Consider the following 20411-nt stretch of genomic DNA (forward strand, 5'->3'; position numbering starts at 1 on the left):
GGCTCTCACAACACGAACTCAGGGGCATCATTGTCACGTTCCACGTGGCGGGCCGGTCATCAAGAAGTTTCACTCTGGCTATTTCGTCCAGAAGTGACCGTCCCAGTTACCGCCCGACGCCTAACAGCGTTGGGCGGCTTTCCATACCCATTCACCTAGGAGATAGCTGGTCACAGAATAAGATTCTTTATCCGGACCTTCTTTTTATTTACCCATAATTTGTTATTATATGCCCATGAACCTAGAAGATTATTGTGAAGCAGTGTTCAAGGATGGGTTGCCTAAAACGCACAACGCACCATGGGAAATAATCAACAACCTAGAATCAACTATTTGGGAACTACTCGACACATTACCAGAAGAGTATGACGTATCTGGAGGCGTCGCTATTCATTTGACAGCCATCGTCGACCCGAGCACCATCATCATACCACCAGCGATCATCGGTAAGGATTGCTTTATTGGCGAACACGGTCTACTGCGAAGTGGTGTTATTATGGGCGAAAAATCTACCATCGGCGCCAGTTGCGAGGTTAAATGTACTGTAATGGGTCATAAAAGCGCGCTTGGCCACTTTAACTTTGTCGGTAATAGCATTATAGGTGCTAACGTCAATATAGAAGCTGGTGCAATCGTGGCCAACCATTTTAATGAACGACCACCTAACGACCAGGCTATTCGTATTCGGGTTGAGAACGAAATCATTGAGACAGGAAGTACGCGTTTTGGTGCTATTATTGGCGATCACGCAAAGATCGGCGCCAATGCCGTTCTCTCGCCTGGTACAATCCTAAAACCTCGTACCGTCGTTAGACGACTAGAGCTTATTGACCAAGCAGCTTAACCAAACGGGTTATAAGTTCTTCCTTTAGGCTCGGAGAATTTTCGAGGTGGAATAGCCAGCCTAGGTGCGCTTACGGCATTAAATCTTTGGCGTGATGAAGTCGACGTAGATGAATTTGGAACCTGAGGAGCGTGCGGCGCAACGTCATCTGTCCGCTGTCCGGCAATATCTCGGTTAATTACTGTCCGCGCCAAATTTGAATCTCGGTATTTTTGAACCATTTTCCGATTCTGGTCTATCTGGTAGCGACGATTAAACGATTCCGCGCTGGTTGCGCCCATTTTAGAACCGTTAGCGACTTCTGCGAAGCCGCTAGAGTGAAACGGCTTGTCTGCATCATTTACAAACTTACTAATATTCATGGTTATGGTTTATATTATACAGCTAAACCTGATATAATTTGAAGACCTGCGGGTGTAGTACAGTGGCTAGTATGCAAGCCTTCCAAGCTCGAGACGGGAGTTCGATTCTCCCCACCCGCACCACATGAGAATTTTATAGACGGATTACCCGTCTATTTTTTATATCGTATCTTGTATAATAGTAGTAAGGATAAGCATTTTTATATATGGCACGATTACCAGTACCGGGGAGTGACGAGGGGCAATGGGGCGCCCTTCTTAACGATTACCTCTCTCAGTCGCTTGATACGGGAGGAGCGCTCAAGAGTAATACTGTTGGAAGTAGTCAATTGGCAAACGGAGCTGTAACGGCCGCTACCCTTGCAGACGGTACAATTACCACAGCTAAGCTGCAAGACAACAGCATTACCAGTGCGAAAATTGCCGATGGAGCTATTCCAAGTGCCAAGATTACCTATGATCCAAGCGTAGCTGCGGGAATCCGATCACTACTTATCGTTTATTCACCCCCTAACATCATCAATACGCAGTATAGTGACGACTACGCGGCAGATGTTCTGTGTCGTTACGACGATGTTGTACTTGGTGGTGGTCTCGAAGATTCAGGCAACGCCTACCATACTAGTACACAAAATATTATCCAGAAAGTAAAAGCTATTTCGCCTTCTACGGTAGTCTGGGGTTATATTGACACGGGTGTTACTACAAGTAACTTGCCTCTTTCTACTATTCAAACGCAAATAGATGGATAGATCGCAATGGGTGCTGGCGGCATCTTTTTAGATACGTTCGGCTATGATTACCATACGTCACGCAGTCGTCAGACTAGCATTCTCTCGTATGTACATAGTAAAAACGTTGGCGCCATGATAAATGTGTGGAATCCAGACGATGCTCTCAGCTCTGCGGTAGATGTAACCTATAATCCGACAGGGACCGCCACCGTTGCAGGTTCAACTGATGTATTAATACTTGAGTCATGGATTTGTAACAGTGATAGCTATGCCTCACCATATTATGCCACTATTTCGGATGTAAAGACTCGCGGCGACAAAGCCGTAGCCTACCGTGCGAGTCTTGGTATTCGCATCTACGCCGCAAATATTATGCTCCACACAGGCACGGTTGATGCAACTCTTCAAAACTATCGCAGCATCAGCGAAGGTATGGCACGAACCTGGCGTCTTGATGGTACCGGCCTGCAAGCATCTAGCTACTCGTCAACTGGCTCAGACCTGGCAATCGTCTCTCCGCGCTTTTCGGCCTATCGCGACATCACCAAGCGTACATCGGCTCCTTATATCCTCAATGGCGCTTGGACGCAAATACAAGCACCCGATCTCGGCATAACTATCACATACAACGCTAATACGTCGACATATTCTTGGCAGCAGCTGTAAAACCATAAGCAGTTTGCTATACTAAAGCCATGCAAACAACAAAACTCATGAAACGCATTGTCAGTACTGAATATCTTATTGCGGCTGTTATTGTTGCACTCTTTTACGTTATGGTGGGAAACTTTCAATGGTATTGGTTATTCATTCTCTTTATTGTCGTTGACCTCAGCGCACTTGGCTATATGGCCAATACGCGTATAGGTGCTCTTGTTTACAATCTTGGCCATAGCCCTATCGGACCAACATTGCTCGTCGCCCTTTACATCACCACAACCAACCAAGTTGTTCTCTTTATTTCATTGATTTGGCTTTTCCATATCTTTGTAGATCGTGCTCTAGGCTATGGCCTTAAACACACCACAGGTTTTCACCAGACCCATCTAGGCCCTATCGGTAAAGCAAAAAAGAATTAATAAGGTATAATAACTCTAGCGCCCCGATAGCTCAGTAGGATAGAGCAGAGGACTTCTAAGCCTAAGGTCGTTGGTTCGATTCCAACTCGGGGTACCATTTCTGTGGTATATAAAAATCACAGGTTATATTTATTATTATGTTTAATGACAATCCACAAACTCTAATCGATCAGCTTCGTACAGACTTACTAAAGGCACGCAAAGCACGAGATCAACTAACCTCCACCACGCTACAGGGGGTTATTTCTGCCATCGATAACGCGGGCGCGGTCCCAGCTCCAGAAAACACTGTCTCAATTGGCGTAGGATCAACCGAAGCAACACGCCGAGAGCTATCAAAACAAGACCTCCAAATGATAATTCAAGGTGAGCTCGTTGAGCTAGAGCAAGCAATTAAAGAGCTTGACGATAGAGAAAATACCTATACGAACGAATTAAGAAATAGAATAACCATCTTAGAGAGCTACCTATAGACACCTTTTGTAATGGTTGTTGTTCTAATTTCATACAATGCACTGTGTGTAAAATAATATTCAAAACATCATGTTCTCTCAGATAAGTCTTCCACCAAATTTTGCCAGTTCTTATTCTCAGAAATTTTGGTAAACTACATAATATGGGGAAAATTAAATGCGGAATTGGTATGTCTATAGATGGGTATGTGGCAGGACCCAACCAGAGATTTGATAAACCGATGGGTGACATACCGGAAAACTACTTACATCATTGGATGTTTGATGAGCCAGAGAAACACAAAGCAGAACTTGATAGCCTCACCGATGCGAGCGCTTTCATCATGGGAAAGAACATGTTCGTCCCTAAAGATAAAGCAGATGATGACGGTTGGAATGGCTGGTGGGGTGACAACCCTCCTTATCACGCTCCGGTGTTCGTGCTAACTGATCAACCTCATGAACCTATCGAAATGAGCGGCGGCACAACCTTTACATTTATAACAGATGGAATCTATAGCGCCCTAGAAAGCGCAAAGGCTGCCGCCGGAGACAGGGACATTTCGATCGCAGGGGGTGCAAATACGGTTAATCAATATCTTGCAGCAGACCTTATTGATGAGTTATGGCTTCATATTGCTCCTGTAAGTATTGGAAGTGGGGCTAAATTATTTCAGGATACGCCCAACCTGCGACTTAAGCCACTCGAGGCGCGCACTACTAGTTTGGTTACGCATATTCGATACGAAATTTTACATTCGTAGCCACTATCGAAAGACATAGAGAAGACTTTTGGATTCTCCAAGGGCCTACAGAAAAACAAGTCTTCGATGTCACAAACAACCATTCGACATCGCCAAATAAGATATTCTCTCTTCAGCCTACTCTCATTTACAACCATTACACTAACTATTGAGCGTCCAGAATGAAGCATGAAAAAATTCTCTAAAGTATTATTAGTCCTCTATCTCATGGCCTTGCTCTGGTTGGTCTTGTTTAAATTTTCGTTCGATATTCCTTCGGTACTCATACATTATCAAACAAGGAGCCTTAACCTCATTCCATTTGCCGGTAGTCACCTAGGCGAGATGCTCGCCAATTTTGTTGTTTTTGTACCTTTTGGGCTGCTCCTAAGCATCAACTTCAAACAGCCTACTATATGGCGAAAACTTACCTATATATTTATTTTTAGCGTTGGCGTTGAAATAACCCAGTTTGTATTTGCCATAGGCGCAACAGACATCACGGACGTCATTATGAATACCTCAGGCGGACTAGCCGGATTGCTACTGTATGGTTCTACAGGAAAAGTTGATAGCTCAAAACGCGACCGATTGATTACTGCTATCTGTGCGGGTCTGATATTCATTATCATTCTCCTACGACTCTTTGTTTTTAGAGTAAGATACTGATCCATGATGATAGTGCTTATTGGCTCATAGGTTGAATGCTGGTATTATTTTTATAATGAAACATAAGAAGTTAATTATATGGGGCATCTGTTTGGCTGTGCTTGCCGGACTCATAGGCGCATTTCTTTTACTGGGTGGCGTACAAAAAGTTAAAGACATCCTTAATCCGCCAACAAACCAACCACAATCGGTGACCCTTGAAGGAAAGGTACTTTGTTTGCCCCACAAGGGCGACAGTGACGTTAACACACTCGAATGTGCTATTGGCCTGCAGGCTACCGACGGTAAATATTATGGACTGAGCGGATCAACCGATAGCTTAACTTCAAGTGAAGGAACCGATCAAAAAGTGAAAATAACCGGAAACCTTGAATCCCAGAATAGCGATAAATACCAAATGGACGGTATTATTGCTGTAAATAGTTTTGAATTGGTTAAGTAATGGTCTCGCCAATTGATATTATCAATGAGAAGAACCGACTAACCGGCAAGATTAGCAACCCAGAAGAAGCGAATGAGCACGGCTATTGGCATCGAGGTGCACATGTTTTTGTATTTACTCCGAGTGGACGTGTACTAGTACAGCGCCGCAGCCAAACCACCTTACAGCATACGGGTTTTGTAGAATTAGGTGCGGGTGGTTTTGTTGATAGTGGCGAAACACCTGAGATTGCTGCTGCACGAGAGCTTAAAGAAGAAGTGGGGCTCATAGTCTCCCCTAACGACCTGATATTCTTAGGAACTACGCGCTACAATCATCGCTGGGGAAAACTTCGTCACAAAACAAGCCGAGGTATCATCTATAGTTACGCGATTATGCTATCGACGGAAGATGCTGCACTTATGCTTGAGCACGATGAGGTGGAGTGGGCAGACTTTATACCTGTCAAAAGTGCTCAGTGGCTTGTTCTAAGAGGCTCTATTAGGCGTCTTGGGCACATGACGCCTATGTACGCCTATTACCGAAAACAGCTCCGTCAGGCCCTGCACGTACTTGACATTCGCTAAGCCTGCGGAGCGACAGGCGGTTCGCCTGCTGCAATCTGGTTCGCTTGTTCAGCGACATCTAGTACCTGGCGTACTTGATCAAGTGTAATAGCAACCGTACCACCCGCCGTAACTGTCCCGCCTAGCATTTGCTTTGCAATCGTATTTTCGACAGTTCGCTGAACTATACGTCTCATTGGACGCGCACCAAGTCGAGGATCATACCCCTTATCTACCAAGTATAGTTTTGCATCCTGGTCTACGGTTACGCGTATCTTTTGTACAGCGAGCGTTTTATTGATGCCGGCAATAATAAGATCGATTACCTGTACCAGCTCCTGTTTACCGAGCGGCTTGAATGTCACTATTTCATCAAAACGGTTTAAGAACTCCGGCCTAAATTGATTGCTATTAATGAGCTCGTCAATGAATGGCTTTTCAAACTGTTCGAGCTGGTAGCCACGTTCGATGTATTCGCGAATCCTATCCGCTCCGGCATTGCTAGTTGCAATGACAATAGCATCCCTAAAGCTAACCTCGCGGTTTTTGATATCACGCAAGATCCCTTCATCAAGCATTTGCAATAAGGTCGTCAACACGTTAGGGTGTGCTTTTTCAATCTCATCTAGCAGCACAACACTAAACGGCTGTTTCATAGCCTGCGCAGTAAGACTCGAGGAATCATCGGCACCATCGGCTATCAGGCGTGCTACATCTTCACTTCGTACGTATTCGTTTAGGTCTAATCTAATAAGCCTATCTTCACCCCCAAAATAGACATCAGCTAGTGCCTTTGCAAGCTCAGTCTTACCAACGCCTGTTGGGCCCAAGAACAGGAATGTACCGATGGGCCGATTCTCATTGCGAACTCCAGCCATTGCTCGCCTCAGAGCATCACTTACCACGCTCACCGCTCTCACCTGATTGATCATACGTTTGTGAATAAGGTCTTCAAGGTTAAGTAATTTGTCACGCTCTTCTTGACCGTTTGCAACGCCCACCTTAATATCCATCGTCTTTTCAATAGTGCTTTGGACAGAGTTCATCGTAACCAAGCCACTTTCAGCATACGATGCCGCCGATTCCATCAGTTTAATAGCTCGTCCTGGCATAGAGAGGTCATGGACATAACGCTGACTCAATCGATATGCCTCTTTAAGCGCTTGATACATATAGGTAACCTTGCGTTGGTATTCGGTCGTGATAAGTTGATCTTCCATAACTGCTAGCGTCTCTTCCTCGTTAGCCTCGGCAACGCTCACGCGGTTAAGGGCATTAATGAGTGCCGAATTACGCTGACCAATTTTAAGGTATCGCTGCTCATCCATTGTCAATATAATTCGGAGCCGGCCAGCCTCTAGAATTGGCAGTAATACATTTGTTAAATCTACAGAGCCAATACCTTCTTCAAAAAATAGTTGTGCATTATCGAGACATATAATAATATTCTTCGCACCAAACGCCTCCCCCAATACCTGCATTACTAGATTCTCCAACTCTCCACGTCCAGGTGCACCGGCGATAAGAGCAGCAGAGTCGAGTATAAATACCTGGCGAAATTTAAGACTTTCCGGTAAGTCAGACTCCGCATCTAGTAGTCGCTCAGCAAACGCATGAACAATCGTAGTCTTACCAACACCTTCGCCACCAACCAGCGCCACGTTTTGACGACCACCAGAGCCGAATGTTTGAATCATTTGATCGAGCGCCTGGGTATGAGCTTCGAGGTCCGTTGAAATCAAACCACCATGAGATATTTGCTCGCTGATATTCTGACCAAAGCGTGTTAGTAGCGGAATATAACCGAAGGACCAATCACGGGCGATGCCACCGGTACGGCGAGGTTTGGTGTGCTTTGTAATTAGATCACGAATATGCTGTTGCCAACGAACGCCATGCAGTAAATCCTCGTCGTCAAGTTGCATATGCGCAAGGAGACTCTCGTAGTCTGGAAAAACATGAACAAGAGCAACAGCCAAAACACTGCCAGTGAGATGCGGCACACCTGTTTTTTCACGAATAGCCAGTGCTTCTTCCCAAACTTTTGATGTCATACCTGGATCCTCTGATGAGATATCCTGCAAGAACTTTGCCGTAATACCAAACCGTGCGCCGAAAAAATGTCCGCTCGAAACACGTCCAACCGCGGTTGCAATATGACGCGGAGTGGGGTTCTTGGGAAGTTGTCCTAAAATATCACCTGATATAATATCGTCAATCGTTTTAGGGTCTTTAGGGCTAGGCAGATGATGCAGTTCATGATCGTACCATTCCTTAAACATAAAAGGCACGGCCGCAAAACCAATAAGCAACCAACCAGTGGACATCTGTATAAAAAGAAGTCCGACACCAGCTAGTACCATTAAAATCGTAAGGATAAGCATAAGACGCAGCCATATACCACGAATAGCCGCTCCAATTCGAGCTTTTTGAGCCCGGTTACTACCATAGATTAGCTCTGTTGAGATCATGGTGTCCACCCCGCGCTCACCATCACTATACTAATAAGCGGCAGAAGTGGTACGACGCCCCATACTACTAATAAAATAACACCAAAAATAGCGTATACGACTAGTATCACGCTACCAATAAGGATCATCGTGAGACGAATCATGCCGCCAATCATGCGCGAGATTAACCTATCCGCAAATGCCCTCATTTGTACGCCAAGCGCACCACGCACTTTGCCGGCGGATATTTGTCTATACGGTGAAAAAAGTGTTCGAAGTAGCAGGTCTATAGAAAAATAATCGAAGGTACTCATGAGTTTATCGCGCAGCATTTGAGCGCGCATGCCCCAGCCTCGGCCATACCACCATCCCAAGATCCCAACAATAAACATGCCTCTATTGTAACGCACGCGTTACGGTTACGCTATAATAGACCTATGGCAAAACCTTATATAGCATTACTCGGCAAGGCAGTTCGCAAGATTGCTCAGATGCGCGGCGGCGGCTCTGCGCTTCCAGGATTATTTGTCGAAAAGATCGATCCTTCCTTTATCAAGCGTACGCTCTCCGATCTACCTCAGGGTATTGTCGTAGTAAGCGGTACTAACGGTAAAACCACTACAACAAAAATGGTTGTAGAGCTTCTCCAGAGCCAAGGGCTGAAGGTCTTTACCAACCGGACGGGTAGTAACTTTACTCGAGGCGTTGCTGCTGCACTACTCGGTGATATAGATAACTATGGCAATCTTGACGCCGATATAGCGGTGCTCGAACTCGACGAAGCCCATGCCGTACATTTTGTAAAAACCATCGCACCTCGCTACAGCCTACTACTCAATGTCATGCGTGATCAGCTTGACCGTTTTGGAGAGATCGACGCCACCGCCAAGCTTTTGGCTTATATCGCACTTGCTACCACTGACACGGTCGTTCTTAACCGTGAAGATCCACGTGTCGCTGCCATTGCTAAAGTCTTGAACGATCAAAAGGTTAGCTATTTTGGTCTAGCATCTACCCTTACGGCCCTATTTCCAAATGACGACGACATGCGCTCGGGCAGCAAAAAAGCAAATTCAACCTTAACGGCTGACGTTGTATTAAAAAGTCTAAAGGACCATACGGCAGAATTTCAATTGGGTGATCATGCCGTTTCTGCAACGCTAGAACTCTCCGGCGTCTATAATATCTACAATGCAGCCGCAGCCCTAGCACTTGTACGTACTATTGTAAAAAACGATTTAGATGAGACAAAACTTATTGACGCACTTTCCAAAGTAACGCCTGCTTTTGGCCGCGGCGAAACTATTACTATAGGTGGCCAACCACTCGAACTCGTATTAGTTAAAAACCCAAGTGGTTTTCGCTTGAGTCTTTCGTCATTCAAACCAGACGGTGTTGCAACGATGATCGCCATCAATGATAATTACGCCGACGGTCGTGACATGTCATGGCTATGGGACGTCGATTTCGACAGTCTGCAACCAGGTGGAGTATTGGAGGTAAGCGGTGTTCGGGCTTACGATATGGCGCTGCGTTTACAATACGACGAGGTTGAGGTTTCGCATGTCTCGACTGATCTGGCCGAAGGTTTGCAACAGTTCATCACAGACGCGAGCACTGTACCTAAACGTATCTTTTGTACCTATACTGCTATGCTTAGTTTACGTCGAGAGTTGGCTAAAATGACTGACGTGGAGACAATCTCATGAACAAGGAACTTACCGTTTTACAACTATACCCACGAGACATGAATATCTATGGCGATTGGGGTAATGCCCTTGTTTTAAAGCGTCGACTAGAGTGGCATGGATACACACCGAAACTACTCGAGTATAATCCTGGCGATATTTTTCCTACTGATATAGATATCATCGTGGGAGGCGGCGGTCAGGACTCAGGACAGGATACCGTTCAGCAAGACCTTCTTGCAATTGGTACACGACTCCACGATCTTGCAGACGATGGCACGCCCATGCTTATGATCTGCGGACTCTATCAACTATTCGGTAAATTCTTTAAAACTCAGGACGGCCATACAATTGAAGGTATTGGTATGTTAGACATTGAAACACATGCCGGCCCTGAGCGACTGATTGGCAATATTGTCACAAAGAGCGAACTATTTGATGAGATTGTTGGCTACGAGAACCACAGTGGCCAAACTTTCCTTGGCAAGGACGTACAGCCACTTGGTAAAGTTATAAAAGGCGCCGGCAACAATGGTCAGGACGACACTGAGGGGGCTCGCTATCATAATGTGCTCGCCAGCTATCTACATGGTTCACTTTTACCAAAAAACCCTGCCATTGCCGACTTTTTAATTGAACAAGCGGCTATAAAAAAATACGGCGACTTTACGCCGACTGTTATTGAAGATCGTTTTGCAGCACTTGCCCGTGAAGTAGCCCTAAAGCGACCACGCTAATCCAAGATAATCATGGTCGGGGTGAGAGGATTTGAACCTCCGGCCTCACCGTCCCGAACGGTGCGCGCTACCGAGCTGCGCCACACCCCGACATATCACCCACTATACACCTTGAAGCTTTTTGATATCAGCGATGACTTGCTCACCATGCCCCAGAGGAGTAACGCGTCCATACACCTTTACAACTTCCCCATTCGGGTTAATGATAAATGTCTTACGCAGGACACCTTCTTGACCAAACATCTTTTTACCCCAGGCGCCATAAAGGTCCATGACAGTATGATCCGGATCTGTTAACAGCGTAAAATTAAGCGAATGTTTTGCTTTGAATTTTTCGTGGCTACTTGCATCATCACGACTAATACCCACAACTTCTGCGCCAAGCGCTGCAATATCATCGCGAGCATCACGCAAACTACATGCTTCGGTTGTACACCCTGGCGTCTCATCCTTAGGGTAAAAATATAGAACAAGCCACTTCCCCTTGTAGTCGGATAGCGAGCGTGCAACACCTTCGCTATCTGTTAAAGAGAAGTCTGATGCTGCATAGGGAAGATCGTTTGTCATACATTTAGTATACTATTTTTCTATATAGTGTACACAAAGTACATATTTATTCAGCAAAAACAAAGGCCGTATTGTTACAGTTTAGAAGAATGAAGGATACAGCTACCACACCCAAGGCAACTAGCTCCCGCATTCTTGCGCTCGACTATCTTCGCGGGTTTTTCATCATCATTATTATCAGCGATCATCTATGGCGATGGCCTAATTTATTTGAGCTACTGAGCGGTCGAGGTGAACTATGGTCGTCTGCAGCTGAAGGATTTGTTATTATTTCCGGTCTTTTAGTGGGCTATATTCGCGGCTATAAAAACCGCAATCAACCGCTACTTACGGTTAGCAAAAAACTTGTCGCCCGAGGTGTCATGTTATACGTTTGGATGATCATTACGACACTCCTCCTCGTTTCCGCCTCCTGGCTTCTTGACTTCGAAGGCAGTATGGCATACGTCCCGATCCCCGAAAATCATTGGAGTGAGCTTGTTCTTAGCGTCCTACGACTCGACTACGTTCACACACTCACTCACTTCCTCTATCTGTATGCGATATTTCTTGTCATATCTCCACTTGCTATATGGTTGCTCCGCAAGGGCAAATACTGGATTGTAGCGCTGGCTTCCATGGTGGTTTGGGGGATTGGAACTCGAAGTGGTATCGAATGGATGCAGTGGCAAATCCTCTTCTTCATACCAGCCGCAGGGGGTTTCTACTTTGAGCCCCTTATAAAATACTATCGTACGTTATCGAAAAAGCTTCGTTATATGCTTCGTTTTAGCCTTATCAGCATCACACTATTAACTGTTATCTTGGCCGAGCTTAAAGTATTGTCGCAGGTTCCAGGCACCTACCAAAGCATTTTATTCGGTCGAGAGCCCATTACACTTGCTACCGTTGCCATATCATTTTTGTGGTTTTTAGGCCTACTCAGTCTGTTTCAATACGTATTGCCATTCCTTAAAAAATGGTTTGGCTGGTTACTACTAACCCTTGGCGAGCGTTCCCTCACTGCGTACATTCTTCATATCGTGCCGCTTGTTCTCTGTGCATTGTTATTTAAAGCCACGACAAATATTTTCGTAAACACGCTACTGTCACTCTTGTGTATTCTCTTCACCTGGGGATTACTAAAAATCCCTTACATTAACAAAGTTATTCCGCGCTAAACGTATCGACATTCAGTGGTCCGTAGGACTCGTGATTCGTCTGCAGCAAGTTAGTCGGCATAGTCAGTTCTGCTTTGTCGTAATAGACGTAGACGAGCTTATGACTATTAGCCAGTTCTTTAGACGGATGCTCTATCTTTAGTGGACTGTCAGAGAGTGGCGTATAACCACCTTTTAGAACGGCATCCTGACTGTAAAAGCGCACTTCGCAATTTGGCATGTAGTACGAAAGCTCGATAGCAACATACGGATCAGCTGCAAGAACAGTAGCGTCCTGGCTACAATCGATCGTTGCAACGGCTTGTTTAATGGCAGGTTTCTGGAGCCGTTGATAGTTATAGTTACCGACATCAGCAAGATGCCCCACACCAAGGAGTAAGACGATGTAGAGTGCACCGACTGCGAGTAGGGTACGAGGCGAAGCCTTTCTTGTTACATATGTCACCGTCACTCCAATGAATAACAATACGCCAATTATAACGTGTGAGATATATCGTTCTACATACATGGGCTTTAAGAGTGAAACAAGTGCGATTAGAACGATCGGCACGAGCGTATAAAGTACAAGAAGCCAAAGATATACTCGTTCTCTTTTAGTAGCCAGTCTAAATGCTCGTACGGCAAAAATACCGCATGTCATAAGTACGAATAGCATAACAATCGAGGTGAATCCATCCAGTTGCCATGTTGGGCGATAGATAAAGGCAAAAGAAACAATACCACTGAGATTATCGATAGTCATTGGCTGGGAAATTGCCGCCAATGCCCCATTAGTAATTTGCTGTATAAATTCCGGAACCCACGGCAAAAATAACAGTACGCTCCCGACAAATGCAACAAACCATGGCGTCTTGATTATTGGCTTCTTTTCTTTGTAGGCCTTCCAAGCAAGCCAGGTAAAATGAGCGAGCCACAGAAGCACCGTGTAGTATAGTGTGTAAACACCAATCGCCACAAGAAGAGCGTACAGAGCGTATAACTTCCATTGATGGTTTTTAGACCGAACCTCAATCGCCGATACTAAAACATAGGTAGCTGCGATGCCGATAAACGAAGCGACTGCGTACATCCTAATTTCAAAACCGTATCGCAACAAAAGTGGTGAAAGTGCTGCAAACGGCAACGCCATGAGTGCCGCTCTAACGCCGAAGAGGCGTTTTATTAACAATCCACCAAATAGCACCGCGCCACCCATCGCAAGAACGCTCAAACTACGAAGCGCTAACTCACCCCAACCGAATACACTTGCCCAACCCTTTAGTAATAAATAGTAAAAAGGAGGGTGAGTATCCATTGCTGTCAAATGAATAAGGTTTATGACCGGCTGCTTAGCAAGCATTATCGAGTAGGCTTCATCGAACCATACGCTTTGCTGCAAACCAACAATAAGACTTATGAGCATAGCGCCCACTACAATAGTAAGTAGGACCGCCACAAAATGTCGTTCTAGTTTACGAGATCTGAAACGATCTACCATCGTTTGTATCATATAAGTATCGTACCGTTTTTAGAGAAAAAATACTACCTCCTTCCATAAACCTCTAGAAATTTACCTTGCTATAGGGTATAATTTCTCAAGTAACACCTATCGGGGTGTGGCGCAGTTGGTAGCGCGCGCGGTTTGGGACCGTGAGGCCGAAGGTTCGAGTCCTTTCACCCCGACCAAGAATTTATTCAATACAGTATGCCTTGCCGCATACTGTATTTTTTATGTATGATACATTGCGTAACCATAAATAGTATGTTAAAGTATTATTTATGATAGCTGTCAACATCGGTCACAATTCTCTGACCCTCGCGTCGCGAGGTTATGTTGCTAGTACTTTCTCTTTCTTTGGTTTTTTTGCTGCCTAGCAGCAATATTTTTCTACACACCATTTCCAGATAACTATTATTACTCCAAGAAGAGAAAGATCTCTATTATGAAAATGTACATCCAGCCTATCGGCGACGAGGCCCTAAAAACCTACCTGGCTATTCCTGACCTGACGAAATCACAAAGCCCGCATGCCATAAAAATGGTATACGAAAAGATCCTCGCTTATATTCATTCGACCCATCCACAAAGCGACGTTCAGGTGCATCGCAAGGATCCGATTGTATCCGCTAAAGATAACTACGATGCTCTACTTATCTCAAAAGATAATATGAGCCGCTCATCAACATATACGCATTACATCGACAGAACGCACGTCCTCCGTACTCACACAAGCGCCCATTTACCCGGTATATTACGTGATCTGGCCAGTCGCAATGATTGGGATGACATCGTCATTCTCCTTCCTGGCCTCGCCTATCGCCGTGACGTCTCAGACAAGAAGCATGTCAGTGAAGTCCATATGCTTGAAATGTGGCGCGTTGTTAAGAACGACGCGCGCGTACCTATTACGAAAAACGACCTACTTGCTGTCGTTAAGGGCATTGGAGCAACTGCAGCTCCCGGCTGGCATCTACGAATCGAAGACTCTCCACATCCTTATACGAATCAGGGCATAGAAGTAAACGCAGTTGATGGAGATCGCGATATTGAGATACTTGAGTGTGGCCTTATTAAGGACGCTATCCTAGCAAACGCCGGCTTGGACCCTAAGATCCACTCCGGCTGGGCCCTTGGCATGGGACTTGATCGACTAGTTATGACTTTAAAAGACATCCCCGACGTTCGCTATCTTCGTTCAAACAATCTTCGAATCTCTGAACAAATGACTAATCTTGACCCGTACATAGAGATCTCTAATCAGCCTGCCATAAGGCGCGACATGTCCTATAGCGTACCGCAAAACTACGTAGAAGAAGATATTAGCGCAGGTATTCGAGAGGCTTTAAAAGATAAGATAGATACGCTCGAAGAGGTAGAAATACTAAACGAAGCACCATATAACTCGCTTCCGCCTATTGTCCGCGAGCGGCTCGGTTGTCAACCTGATCAGAAAAATGTATTAGTACGCGTTACACTTCGACACCTTGAGCGAAGCATAACAAACATGGAGGCGAACGAAATCTACGAACAAATCTATAGAAGTGTTAACAAGGGTAATGCTGGCTATCTTTAGAGACGCTACTGGTCATCTTTACCAAATGTCTGTTCAATATAACCACTTCGGCCATGTGCCCAGTGGTCAATCACCTTCCCGTAGCGTCGATCATTCACTCCAGCTTGTTCTTTCGTGATCAGAGCGTACTGGTCAATCTCTGTCACCTGCAAGGTTATACCATTCAGCATTGCTTTTGTGAGAGGAGCTTTAAAAATAAATTGGTAGGTATCGGCAAAATCGCTTTTTCGGTTCACCACCGCCACAAACTCTACTTTTGACTCACTTATTTCAATTCCGACTTCTTCAAACGTTTCGCGAAGCGCGGCTTGCTTGGGTGTTTCACCTGCGTCAACGATACCACCAGGGAATGTCCAATATGGCTTGTAGTTAGCCTTTACAACAAGCACCTGGCCAATTGAGTTTTCTAGTATGAGGGTTGCGCTAGAAACGCGCGAGTGCTGCGCTTCTAGCCAATGTTTTTTTGAAAGTTTTTTCCCAAACAGCTTCATGGATGTGCCACCTATTTTGCGTATTCTATAGCGCGCGTTTCTCGTATAACGTTTACCTTGATCGTACCTGGATATTGCATAGTGCTTTCGATCTTATTAGCGATGTCACGGGCAAGTTTGATTGCAGAAAGATCATCAATAGATTTAGGGCTAACAATCACGCGGATTTCACGACCAGCGCTAATCGCATACGCTTTATCAATACCCGGGAAGCTCGTTGCGATGTTTTCAAGATCGCGCATACGCTCCACAAAGTTCTCAGCACTAATATTACGAGCACCAGGACGAGCTGCAGAAAGTGCATCGCAAATACGAACAATGATCGCCTCTGGAGTGGTCGCTTCAATATCATCGTGATGTGCCTCAATAGCGTGAACAATACGCTCGTCCATGCCATTTTTACGTGCAATTTCAGCACCGATGTGGTGATGCTTACCCTCAACCTTGTGTGTTACTGCCTTACCAATATCATGCAAGAGGGTAGCAGTTTTAGTAATTCGAACATCGGCACCAATTTCCTCGGCAATGAGTCCGGCCATATGCGCCATTTCAGTACTGTGCATTAAGACGTTTTGGCCGTAGCTAGTACGGAACTTCAACTCCCCCAACAGACGGAGCATTTCTTTTGGAATGCCGGCAACGCCAACTTCGCGCGCAGCGTCTTCGCCAGCACGAACAACATCTTTTTCGATTTGCTTTTCAGCTTTTACTACGACTTCTTCAATACGGCCAGGATGGATACGACCATCTTTCATGAGCATTTCGAGGGTCAGCCGAGCAACTTGGCGACGGATAGGATCAAAACTTGAAAGTACGATCATTCCTGGCGTGTCGTCAACTAGCACGTCAACGCCAGTAGCACGCTGCAGCGCCTGGATGTTACGTCCTTCTTTACCGATAATGCGACCCTTCATTTCGTCATCAGTGAGCTTGATAGCTGTAACGGTACGTTCCGCAGTCACTTCGCTGCTCATGCGTTCCATAGCACTAACGAGAATGGTTTGTGCTTGCTCTTCGGCGTCTTCAGTTGCTTCGTTTTGAAGCTTCGCAACAAGGCCGAGAAGATCATCTTTAATATCACGCTCGGTCATCTTCATAAGCTTATCGGCAGCGTCTTGTTTTTTAAGCCCAGCAATTTTCTCGAGCTTCTCCTGCTGGCGTGTACGAATTTCACGGATTTCGCTTTTAAGCGATTCAACTTCGTCTTCTTGCTTGCGCAGTCTTTCAGCACGCTTATCGAGTTCGTCAAGCTTTTTATCGAGGCTAACCTCACGTTCGGCCAGACGCTGCTCGACCTTTTGCATTTCCTTACGACGCTGATTCTCAAGCTCAAGAGCTTCATCCTTTGCCTTTAAGACAATGTCGCTCGCTCTAGTTTTCGCTCGCGCGATTTCTTTTTCCGCGGTATTTTTACCCGCTGCTTCACGGCGCTTCTCGTAAACAACCGTTCCACCCATACCAAAAACAACCCCAAGGATTGCGGCAATTATTCCTTCTACCATAGTTATATCCTTTCTCCTAAGGATAGCCCCGCCAAATAATCAATTGTGTTTCTGTTTATAAAGCAAAAATAGGACTACGCTGGAAATTCAAAAAGTTTCAATACGTCCATATTTGGAACGTAATTTTATTGTAGCGCTTTTTACGTCAAGCCCGCAAGCATATTTGCTATTTGCGTGGTGTTGTAATATTTGCTTCAGAACCATAAAAGGGAAGTACGATGTGTTCGTTTTTGCCGTTCTCTAGTTTTTGCAGAACCTCGGCCTGCCAATCCTCACCCATACCGCCAACAATAGGAATATGCTCAGAATCAGCGAGCGTATTCAAGACTGTAAGCCCTATTCGTAAACCCGTAAAACTTCCCGGCCCAGCGAAAGCACCTATCCCCGTAAGATCGCTGAATACTTTATCTTGAGATTCTAGTTGGTCATGCAGATATGCCAAAAGTCCTTTTGCGAGCTGACGATCAGCCTGCCATTCATTCTCATAGCGAGTATCACCATCAATAAGGCTCAGTTTACATACTGGTGTTGAAGTATCGAGTAGTAAGATCATGTTAATTTCTCCAATAGCTGTGTACTTTTCTCACCACCAGCTTTTAATTCTAAGGTACGAGTTGTTTCTCTCGGTGACGCAATAGTTATAGAGATACGATCAAGAGGCAAGACACCACCCACGATTTCTGCCCATTCAATAATCGTTACGGTTCGTGGATCCCGTACAGCTTCGTGCAGTTCAGCCGCCATTATTCCCGCATCTTGCAGACGATAGAAATCGTAATGTGCCAATGAGAGATCCTTTGGAGTCTCATATACTCGGCTAATCGTAAAGCTCGGACTCTGAACATCATCATCCACCTCCATGCCGGCAGCGATACCTTTAGTAAGCGTCGTCTTACCAGCACCCACATCACCGATAAGTTCCAAAATTTCTCCGCCGCCTAAAAGCGCGCCTAGCTTTTTACCAAACGCCTTCATTTCAGACTCACCATTGACCTCTATAATCATAGGCTCTTATTATACCATTAATACGTCCTACAAAGATGAGCAGCTGTTTCTATGCGAATGTGGAACTTTTCCAGAGCATCGCGTACAATAGAGCGTAAGTATTATGCGTATTTCTGATGCAACTATCGAAACATTGCTCACCCGAAAAGGTATTAGTAAAGAGCAAATCTCCGATCTTAAAGAAGAAGGAGTACGTTCAAGGCGCCTATTGCAGGATATTGTCATTCAAAACAATATCATGGATGAAAGAACACTCGTCGAGGCATTTGCAGAGTTCGTCCAAATTCCTTTTGTTGAAATAGATCCAGATGACATTACTCAAGATGTCCTTAATAAAATTCCCGAACGTATCGCACGCCAGTACAATGCCATTCTCTTTAAGATCGACGAAAATGGTACACAGTACCTTGCTATGGACGATCCTGACGATGTTCAGGCCGTAAACTTTATTGAGAAACAAATTGGTGAAAATATCAAGTTACATATTGCGACCCACAGCAATATTCTAGCGTGTCTTGAAAACTACCGCGGTGATGTAAATAAGGAACTGACTCAAGTTATCGACGTTCAGCGACAGGGGAATGGGGAAGAGAACCAGACCCTTACTGAGGCTGACGTAGCCGAAGACTCCCCTATTGCCCAGACCGTTAATCTACTGCTTGAATATGCTATTCGTTCTAACGCCAGTGACGTCCATATCGAACCTCGCGAGGATTATGTCCAGGTGCGCTACCGTATAGATGGTGTGCTAAAAGAAGTCAACCGACTCCCCCGCAACGTTATGAACGCTCTTGTAAGTCGTATCAAAATTCTTTCTAACCTCAAAATCGACGAACGTCGCGTCCCACAAGATGGTCGCTTTAAGATTAAGGTTGGAGGCAAACAATATGCCCTTCGTGTTAGCACGCTTCCCGTAGTGGACGGTGAAAAGATTGTCATGCGTATCTTGGATGAGTCTAACCAAGCAATCACCCTCGAGGATCTTGGTTACTGGGGTCACTCAATCGATGTTATTCACCAAGCACTTACCGAACCAAACGGTATGGTGCTTATCACTGGACCGACCGGATCTGGTAAGTCTACGAGTCTCTTTAGTATTCTGACCATTCTTAATACACCAGATGTTAATATCTCCACCGTTGAAGACCCAGTAGAGTATAAAATCCCTGGCGTTAACCAAACCCAGACCAATGCTAAGGCTGGCATGACCTTCGCGAGTGGACTTCGTGCACTTCTTCGTCAAGATCCAAACATTATCATGGTTGGTGAGATCCGAGACACCGAAACGGCCAACTTAGGTATCCAAGCAGCTCTTACGGGACACCTTGTATTCAGCACACTCCACACTAATAACGCAGCGACTTCCCTACCGCGTCTCCTCGACATGAATATCGAACCGTTCTTGATCGCAAGTACAGTTAAGGCTGTTGTGGGCCAACGACTAGTGCGACGCCTCTGTATGACCTGTCGCCAAAAACACACGCCCGACCAAGCTGAGGTAGATACTGTTATCCGCTTATTTAACCTTCGCCCAGGCCAATCATTCAGCTACATTCATGCTCTCGAACAACAGGCAAAAGAACAGCATATCGGTGGCGATGTACCTCTTAGTACGGGTGAAACGTCTATTATCAACCTTTGGAAAGCCTCACCGGACGGCTGCGAAGAATGTAATCACACAGGATACAAGGGGCGTATTGGTATTTACGAGGTACTTGGCAATACCGTACCTATTCAAAAAATGATCATCAGTAACGCAACGAGTAATCAGATTCAAGATCAAGCAATAGCCGAGGGTATGATTACAATGCAAACCGACGGTCTCATTAAATCACTTCGGGGTGATACAACAGTCGAAGAAGTTCTTCGCGTCACGAAAGAGTAGTTT

At 45.3% G+C, this 20411-nt stretch carries 23 protein-coding genes and 4 tRNA genes; 17 read left to right on the forward strand and 10 right to left on the reverse strand.

Annotated elements, in window-relative coordinates:
* Positions 1-235 precede the first annotated feature (235 nt).
* A complete protein-coding gene (locus VLG36_01750) occupies positions 236-844 on the forward strand; it encodes a DapH/DapD/GlmU-related protein (protein ID HSW77502.1) in 609 nt (202 codons plus the stop codon).
* Here VLG36_01750 and VLG36_01755 read toward each other — a convergent pair.
* Positions 841-1206: a hypothetical protein gene (locus tag VLG36_01755; protein HSW77503.1), complete on the reverse strand. Its 366-nt coding sequence runs from the start codon at positions 1204-1206 to the stop codon at positions 841-843. The genes VLG36_01750 and VLG36_01755 overlap by 4 nt on opposite strands.
* A 48-nt stretch (positions 1207-1254) precedes the next feature.
* On the opposite strand from VLG36_01755, the gene VLG36_01760 reads away from it, so the two are divergent.
* The 10 genes from VLG36_01760 (at position 1255) to VLG36_01805 (ending at position 5891) form a co-directional block, all read left to right on the forward strand.
* Positions 1255-1329, forward strand: a tRNA-Gly gene (locus VLG36_01760).
* Between the two features lie 83 nt (positions 1330-1412).
* Positions 1413-1958 (forward strand): hypothetical protein, encoded by a 546-nt coding sequence (locus VLG36_01765; GenBank protein HSW77504.1) that lies wholly within the window; start codon positions 1413-1415, stop codon positions 1956-1958.
* A 6-nt stretch (positions 1959-1964) separates the two neighbouring features.
* Positions 1965-2606 (forward strand): hypothetical protein, encoded by a 642-nt coding sequence (locus tag VLG36_01770; GenBank protein HSW77505.1) that lies wholly within the window; start codon positions 1965-1967, stop codon positions 2604-2606.
* 29 nt (positions 2607-2635) lie between these two features.
* The gene (locus tag VLG36_01775) at positions 2636-3019 is read left to right on the forward strand and encodes a DUF4260 domain-containing protein (protein ID HSW77506.1); all 384 of its coding nucleotides are present in this window, start codon (positions 2636-2638) and stop codon (positions 3017-3019) included.
* A gap of 20 nt (positions 3020-3039) precedes the next feature.
* A tRNA-Arg gene (locus tag VLG36_01780) sits at positions 3040-3116 on the forward strand.
* A 40-nt stretch (positions 3117-3156) separates the two neighbouring features.
* The gene (locus VLG36_01785; GenBank protein HSW77507.1) at positions 3157-3492 is read left to right on the forward strand and encodes a hypothetical protein; all 336 of its coding nucleotides are present in this window, start codon (positions 3157-3159) and stop codon (positions 3490-3492) included.
* Positions 3493-3635: 143 nt separating this feature from the next.
* Positions 3636-4235, forward strand: a complete 600-nt coding sequence (locus VLG36_01790) for a dihydrofolate reductase family protein (protein ID HSW77508.1) — start codon at positions 3636-3638, stop codon at positions 4233-4235.
* A 168-nt stretch (positions 4236-4403) separates the two neighbouring features.
* Positions 4404-4883 (forward strand): VanZ family protein, encoded by a 480-nt coding sequence (locus VLG36_01795; GenBank protein HSW77509.1) that lies wholly within the window; start codon positions 4404-4406, stop codon positions 4881-4883.
* 55 nt (positions 4884-4938) lie between these two features.
* Positions 4939-5325 (forward strand): hypothetical protein, encoded by a 387-nt coding sequence (locus VLG36_01800; GenBank protein HSW77510.1) that lies wholly within the window; start codon positions 4939-4941, stop codon positions 5323-5325.
* A complete protein-coding gene (locus tag VLG36_01805) occupies positions 5325-5891 on the forward strand; it encodes an NUDIX hydrolase (protein HSW77511.1) in 567 nt (188 codons plus the stop codon). Before VLG36_01800 ends, VLG36_01805 begins: the two co-directional genes overlap by 1 nt.
* On the opposite strand, the gene VLG36_01810 is transcribed toward VLG36_01805, so the two are convergent.
* Complete coding sequence (locus tag VLG36_01810; GenBank protein HSW77512.1) at positions 5888-8341, reverse strand: ATP-dependent Clp protease ATP-binding subunit; 2454 nt, start codon at positions 8339-8341, stop codon at positions 5888-5890. The two genes, VLG36_01805 and VLG36_01810, sit on opposite strands and share 4 nt — an antisense overlap.
* The gene (locus VLG36_01815) at positions 8338-8712 is read right to left on the reverse strand and encodes a hypothetical protein (GenBank protein HSW77513.1); all 375 of its coding nucleotides are present in this window, start codon (positions 8710-8712) and stop codon (positions 8338-8340) included. The genes VLG36_01810 and VLG36_01815 overlap by 4 nt, the downstream gene beginning before the upstream one ends.
* A 45-nt stretch (positions 8713-8757) precedes the next feature.
* Here VLG36_01815 and VLG36_01820 point away from each other — a divergent pair, with 45 nt between their 5' ends.
* Both VLG36_01820 and VLG36_01825 read left to right on the forward strand, forming a co-directional pair.
* Positions 8758-10029 carry a MurT ligase domain-containing protein gene (locus tag VLG36_01820; protein ID HSW77514.1) on the forward strand — a complete coding sequence of 424 codons (1272 nt, stop codon included), beginning with the start codon at positions 8758-8760 and terminating at the stop codon, positions 10027-10029.
* Positions 10026-10745 (forward strand): hypothetical protein, encoded by a 720-nt coding sequence (locus VLG36_01825; GenBank protein ID HSW77515.1) that lies wholly within the window; start codon positions 10026-10028, stop codon positions 10743-10745. Before VLG36_01820 ends, VLG36_01825 begins: the two co-directional genes overlap by 4 nt.
* A 13-nt stretch (positions 10746-10758) precedes the next feature.
* On the opposite strand, the gene VLG36_01830 is transcribed toward VLG36_01825, so the two are convergent.
* Both VLG36_01830 and VLG36_01835 read right to left on the reverse strand, forming a co-directional pair.
* Positions 10759-10835, reverse strand: a tRNA-Pro gene (locus VLG36_01830).
* A 12-nt stretch (positions 10836-10847) separates the two neighbouring features.
* Positions 10848-11312: a peroxiredoxin gene (locus tag VLG36_01835; protein ID HSW77516.1), complete on the reverse strand. Its 465-nt coding sequence runs from the start codon at positions 11310-11312 to the stop codon at positions 10848-10850.
* A gap of 89 nt (positions 11313-11401) precedes the next feature.
* Between VLG36_01835 and opgC the strand changes: the two genes are divergently transcribed.
* On the forward strand, positions 11402-12472 hold the full coding sequence (gene opgC / locus VLG36_01840; protein HSW77517.1) for an OpgC domain-containing protein: 1071 nt from the start codon (positions 11402-11404) through the stop codon (positions 12470-12472).
* On the opposite strand, the gene VLG36_01845 is transcribed toward opgC, so the two are convergent.
* Complete coding sequence (locus VLG36_01845) at positions 12459-13961, reverse strand: glycosyltransferase family 39 protein (protein HSW77518.1); 1503 nt, start codon at positions 13959-13961, stop codon at positions 12459-12461. The two genes, opgC and VLG36_01845, sit on opposite strands and share 14 nt — an antisense overlap.
* A gap of 100 nt (positions 13962-14061) precedes the next feature.
* Here VLG36_01845 and VLG36_01850 point away from each other — a divergent pair.
* Both VLG36_01850 and VLG36_01855 read left to right on the forward strand, forming a co-directional pair.
* Positions 14062-14137: transfer RNA gene (locus tag VLG36_01850), tRNA-Pro, on the forward strand.
* 257 nt (positions 14138-14394) lie between these two features.
* Complete coding sequence (locus tag VLG36_01855; GenBank protein HSW77519.1) at positions 14395-15525, forward strand: hypothetical protein; 1131 nt, start codon at positions 14395-14397, stop codon at positions 15523-15525.
* A 5-nt stretch (positions 15526-15530) separates the two neighbouring features.
* Here VLG36_01855 and VLG36_01860 read toward each other — a convergent pair whose 3' ends face one another.
* The 4 genes from VLG36_01860 to tsaE all read right to left on the reverse strand — a co-directional run bounded on the left by VLG36_01860 (position 15531) and on the right by tsaE (position 18523).
* Positions 15531-16016, reverse strand: coding sequence for an NUDIX hydrolase (locus VLG36_01860; protein HSW77520.1), 486 nt, complete (start codon positions 16014-16016; stop codon positions 15531-15533).
* 11 nt (positions 16017-16027) lie between these two features.
* Positions 16028-17518: a ribonuclease Y gene (gene rny, locus VLG36_01865; GenBank protein ID HSW77521.1), complete on the reverse strand. Its 1491-nt coding sequence runs from the start codon at positions 17516-17518 to the stop codon at positions 16028-16030.
* Positions 17519-17684: 166 nt separating this feature from the next.
* The gene (tsaB, locus tag VLG36_01870; GenBank protein HSW77522.1) at positions 17685-18071 is read right to left on the reverse strand and encodes a tRNA (adenosine(37)-N6)-threonylcarbamoyltransferase complex dimerization subunit type 1 TsaB; all 387 of its coding nucleotides are present in this window, start codon (positions 18069-18071) and stop codon (positions 17685-17687) included.
* The gene (gene tsaE, locus VLG36_01875; protein HSW77523.1) at positions 18068-18523 is read right to left on the reverse strand and encodes a tRNA (adenosine(37)-N6)-threonylcarbamoyltransferase complex ATPase subunit type 1 TsaE; all 456 of its coding nucleotides are present in this window, start codon (positions 18521-18523) and stop codon (positions 18068-18070) included. The genes tsaB and tsaE overlap by 4 nt, the downstream gene beginning before the upstream one ends.
* A 103-nt stretch (positions 18524-18626) precedes the next feature.
* On the opposite strand from tsaE, the gene VLG36_01880 reads away from it, so the two are divergent.
* Positions 18627-20408 carry a GspE/PulE family protein gene (locus VLG36_01880; protein ID HSW77524.1) on the forward strand — a complete coding sequence of 594 codons (1782 nt, stop codon included), beginning with the start codon at positions 18627-18629 and terminating at the stop codon, positions 20406-20408.
* Positions 20409-20411: the final 3 nt, after the last annotated feature.

Source organism: Candidatus Chromulinivoraceae bacterium (assembly GCA_035478595.1).
Lineage (GTDB): Bacteria > Patescibacteriota > Saccharimonadia > Saccharimonadales > Saccharimonadaceae > CAMLKC01.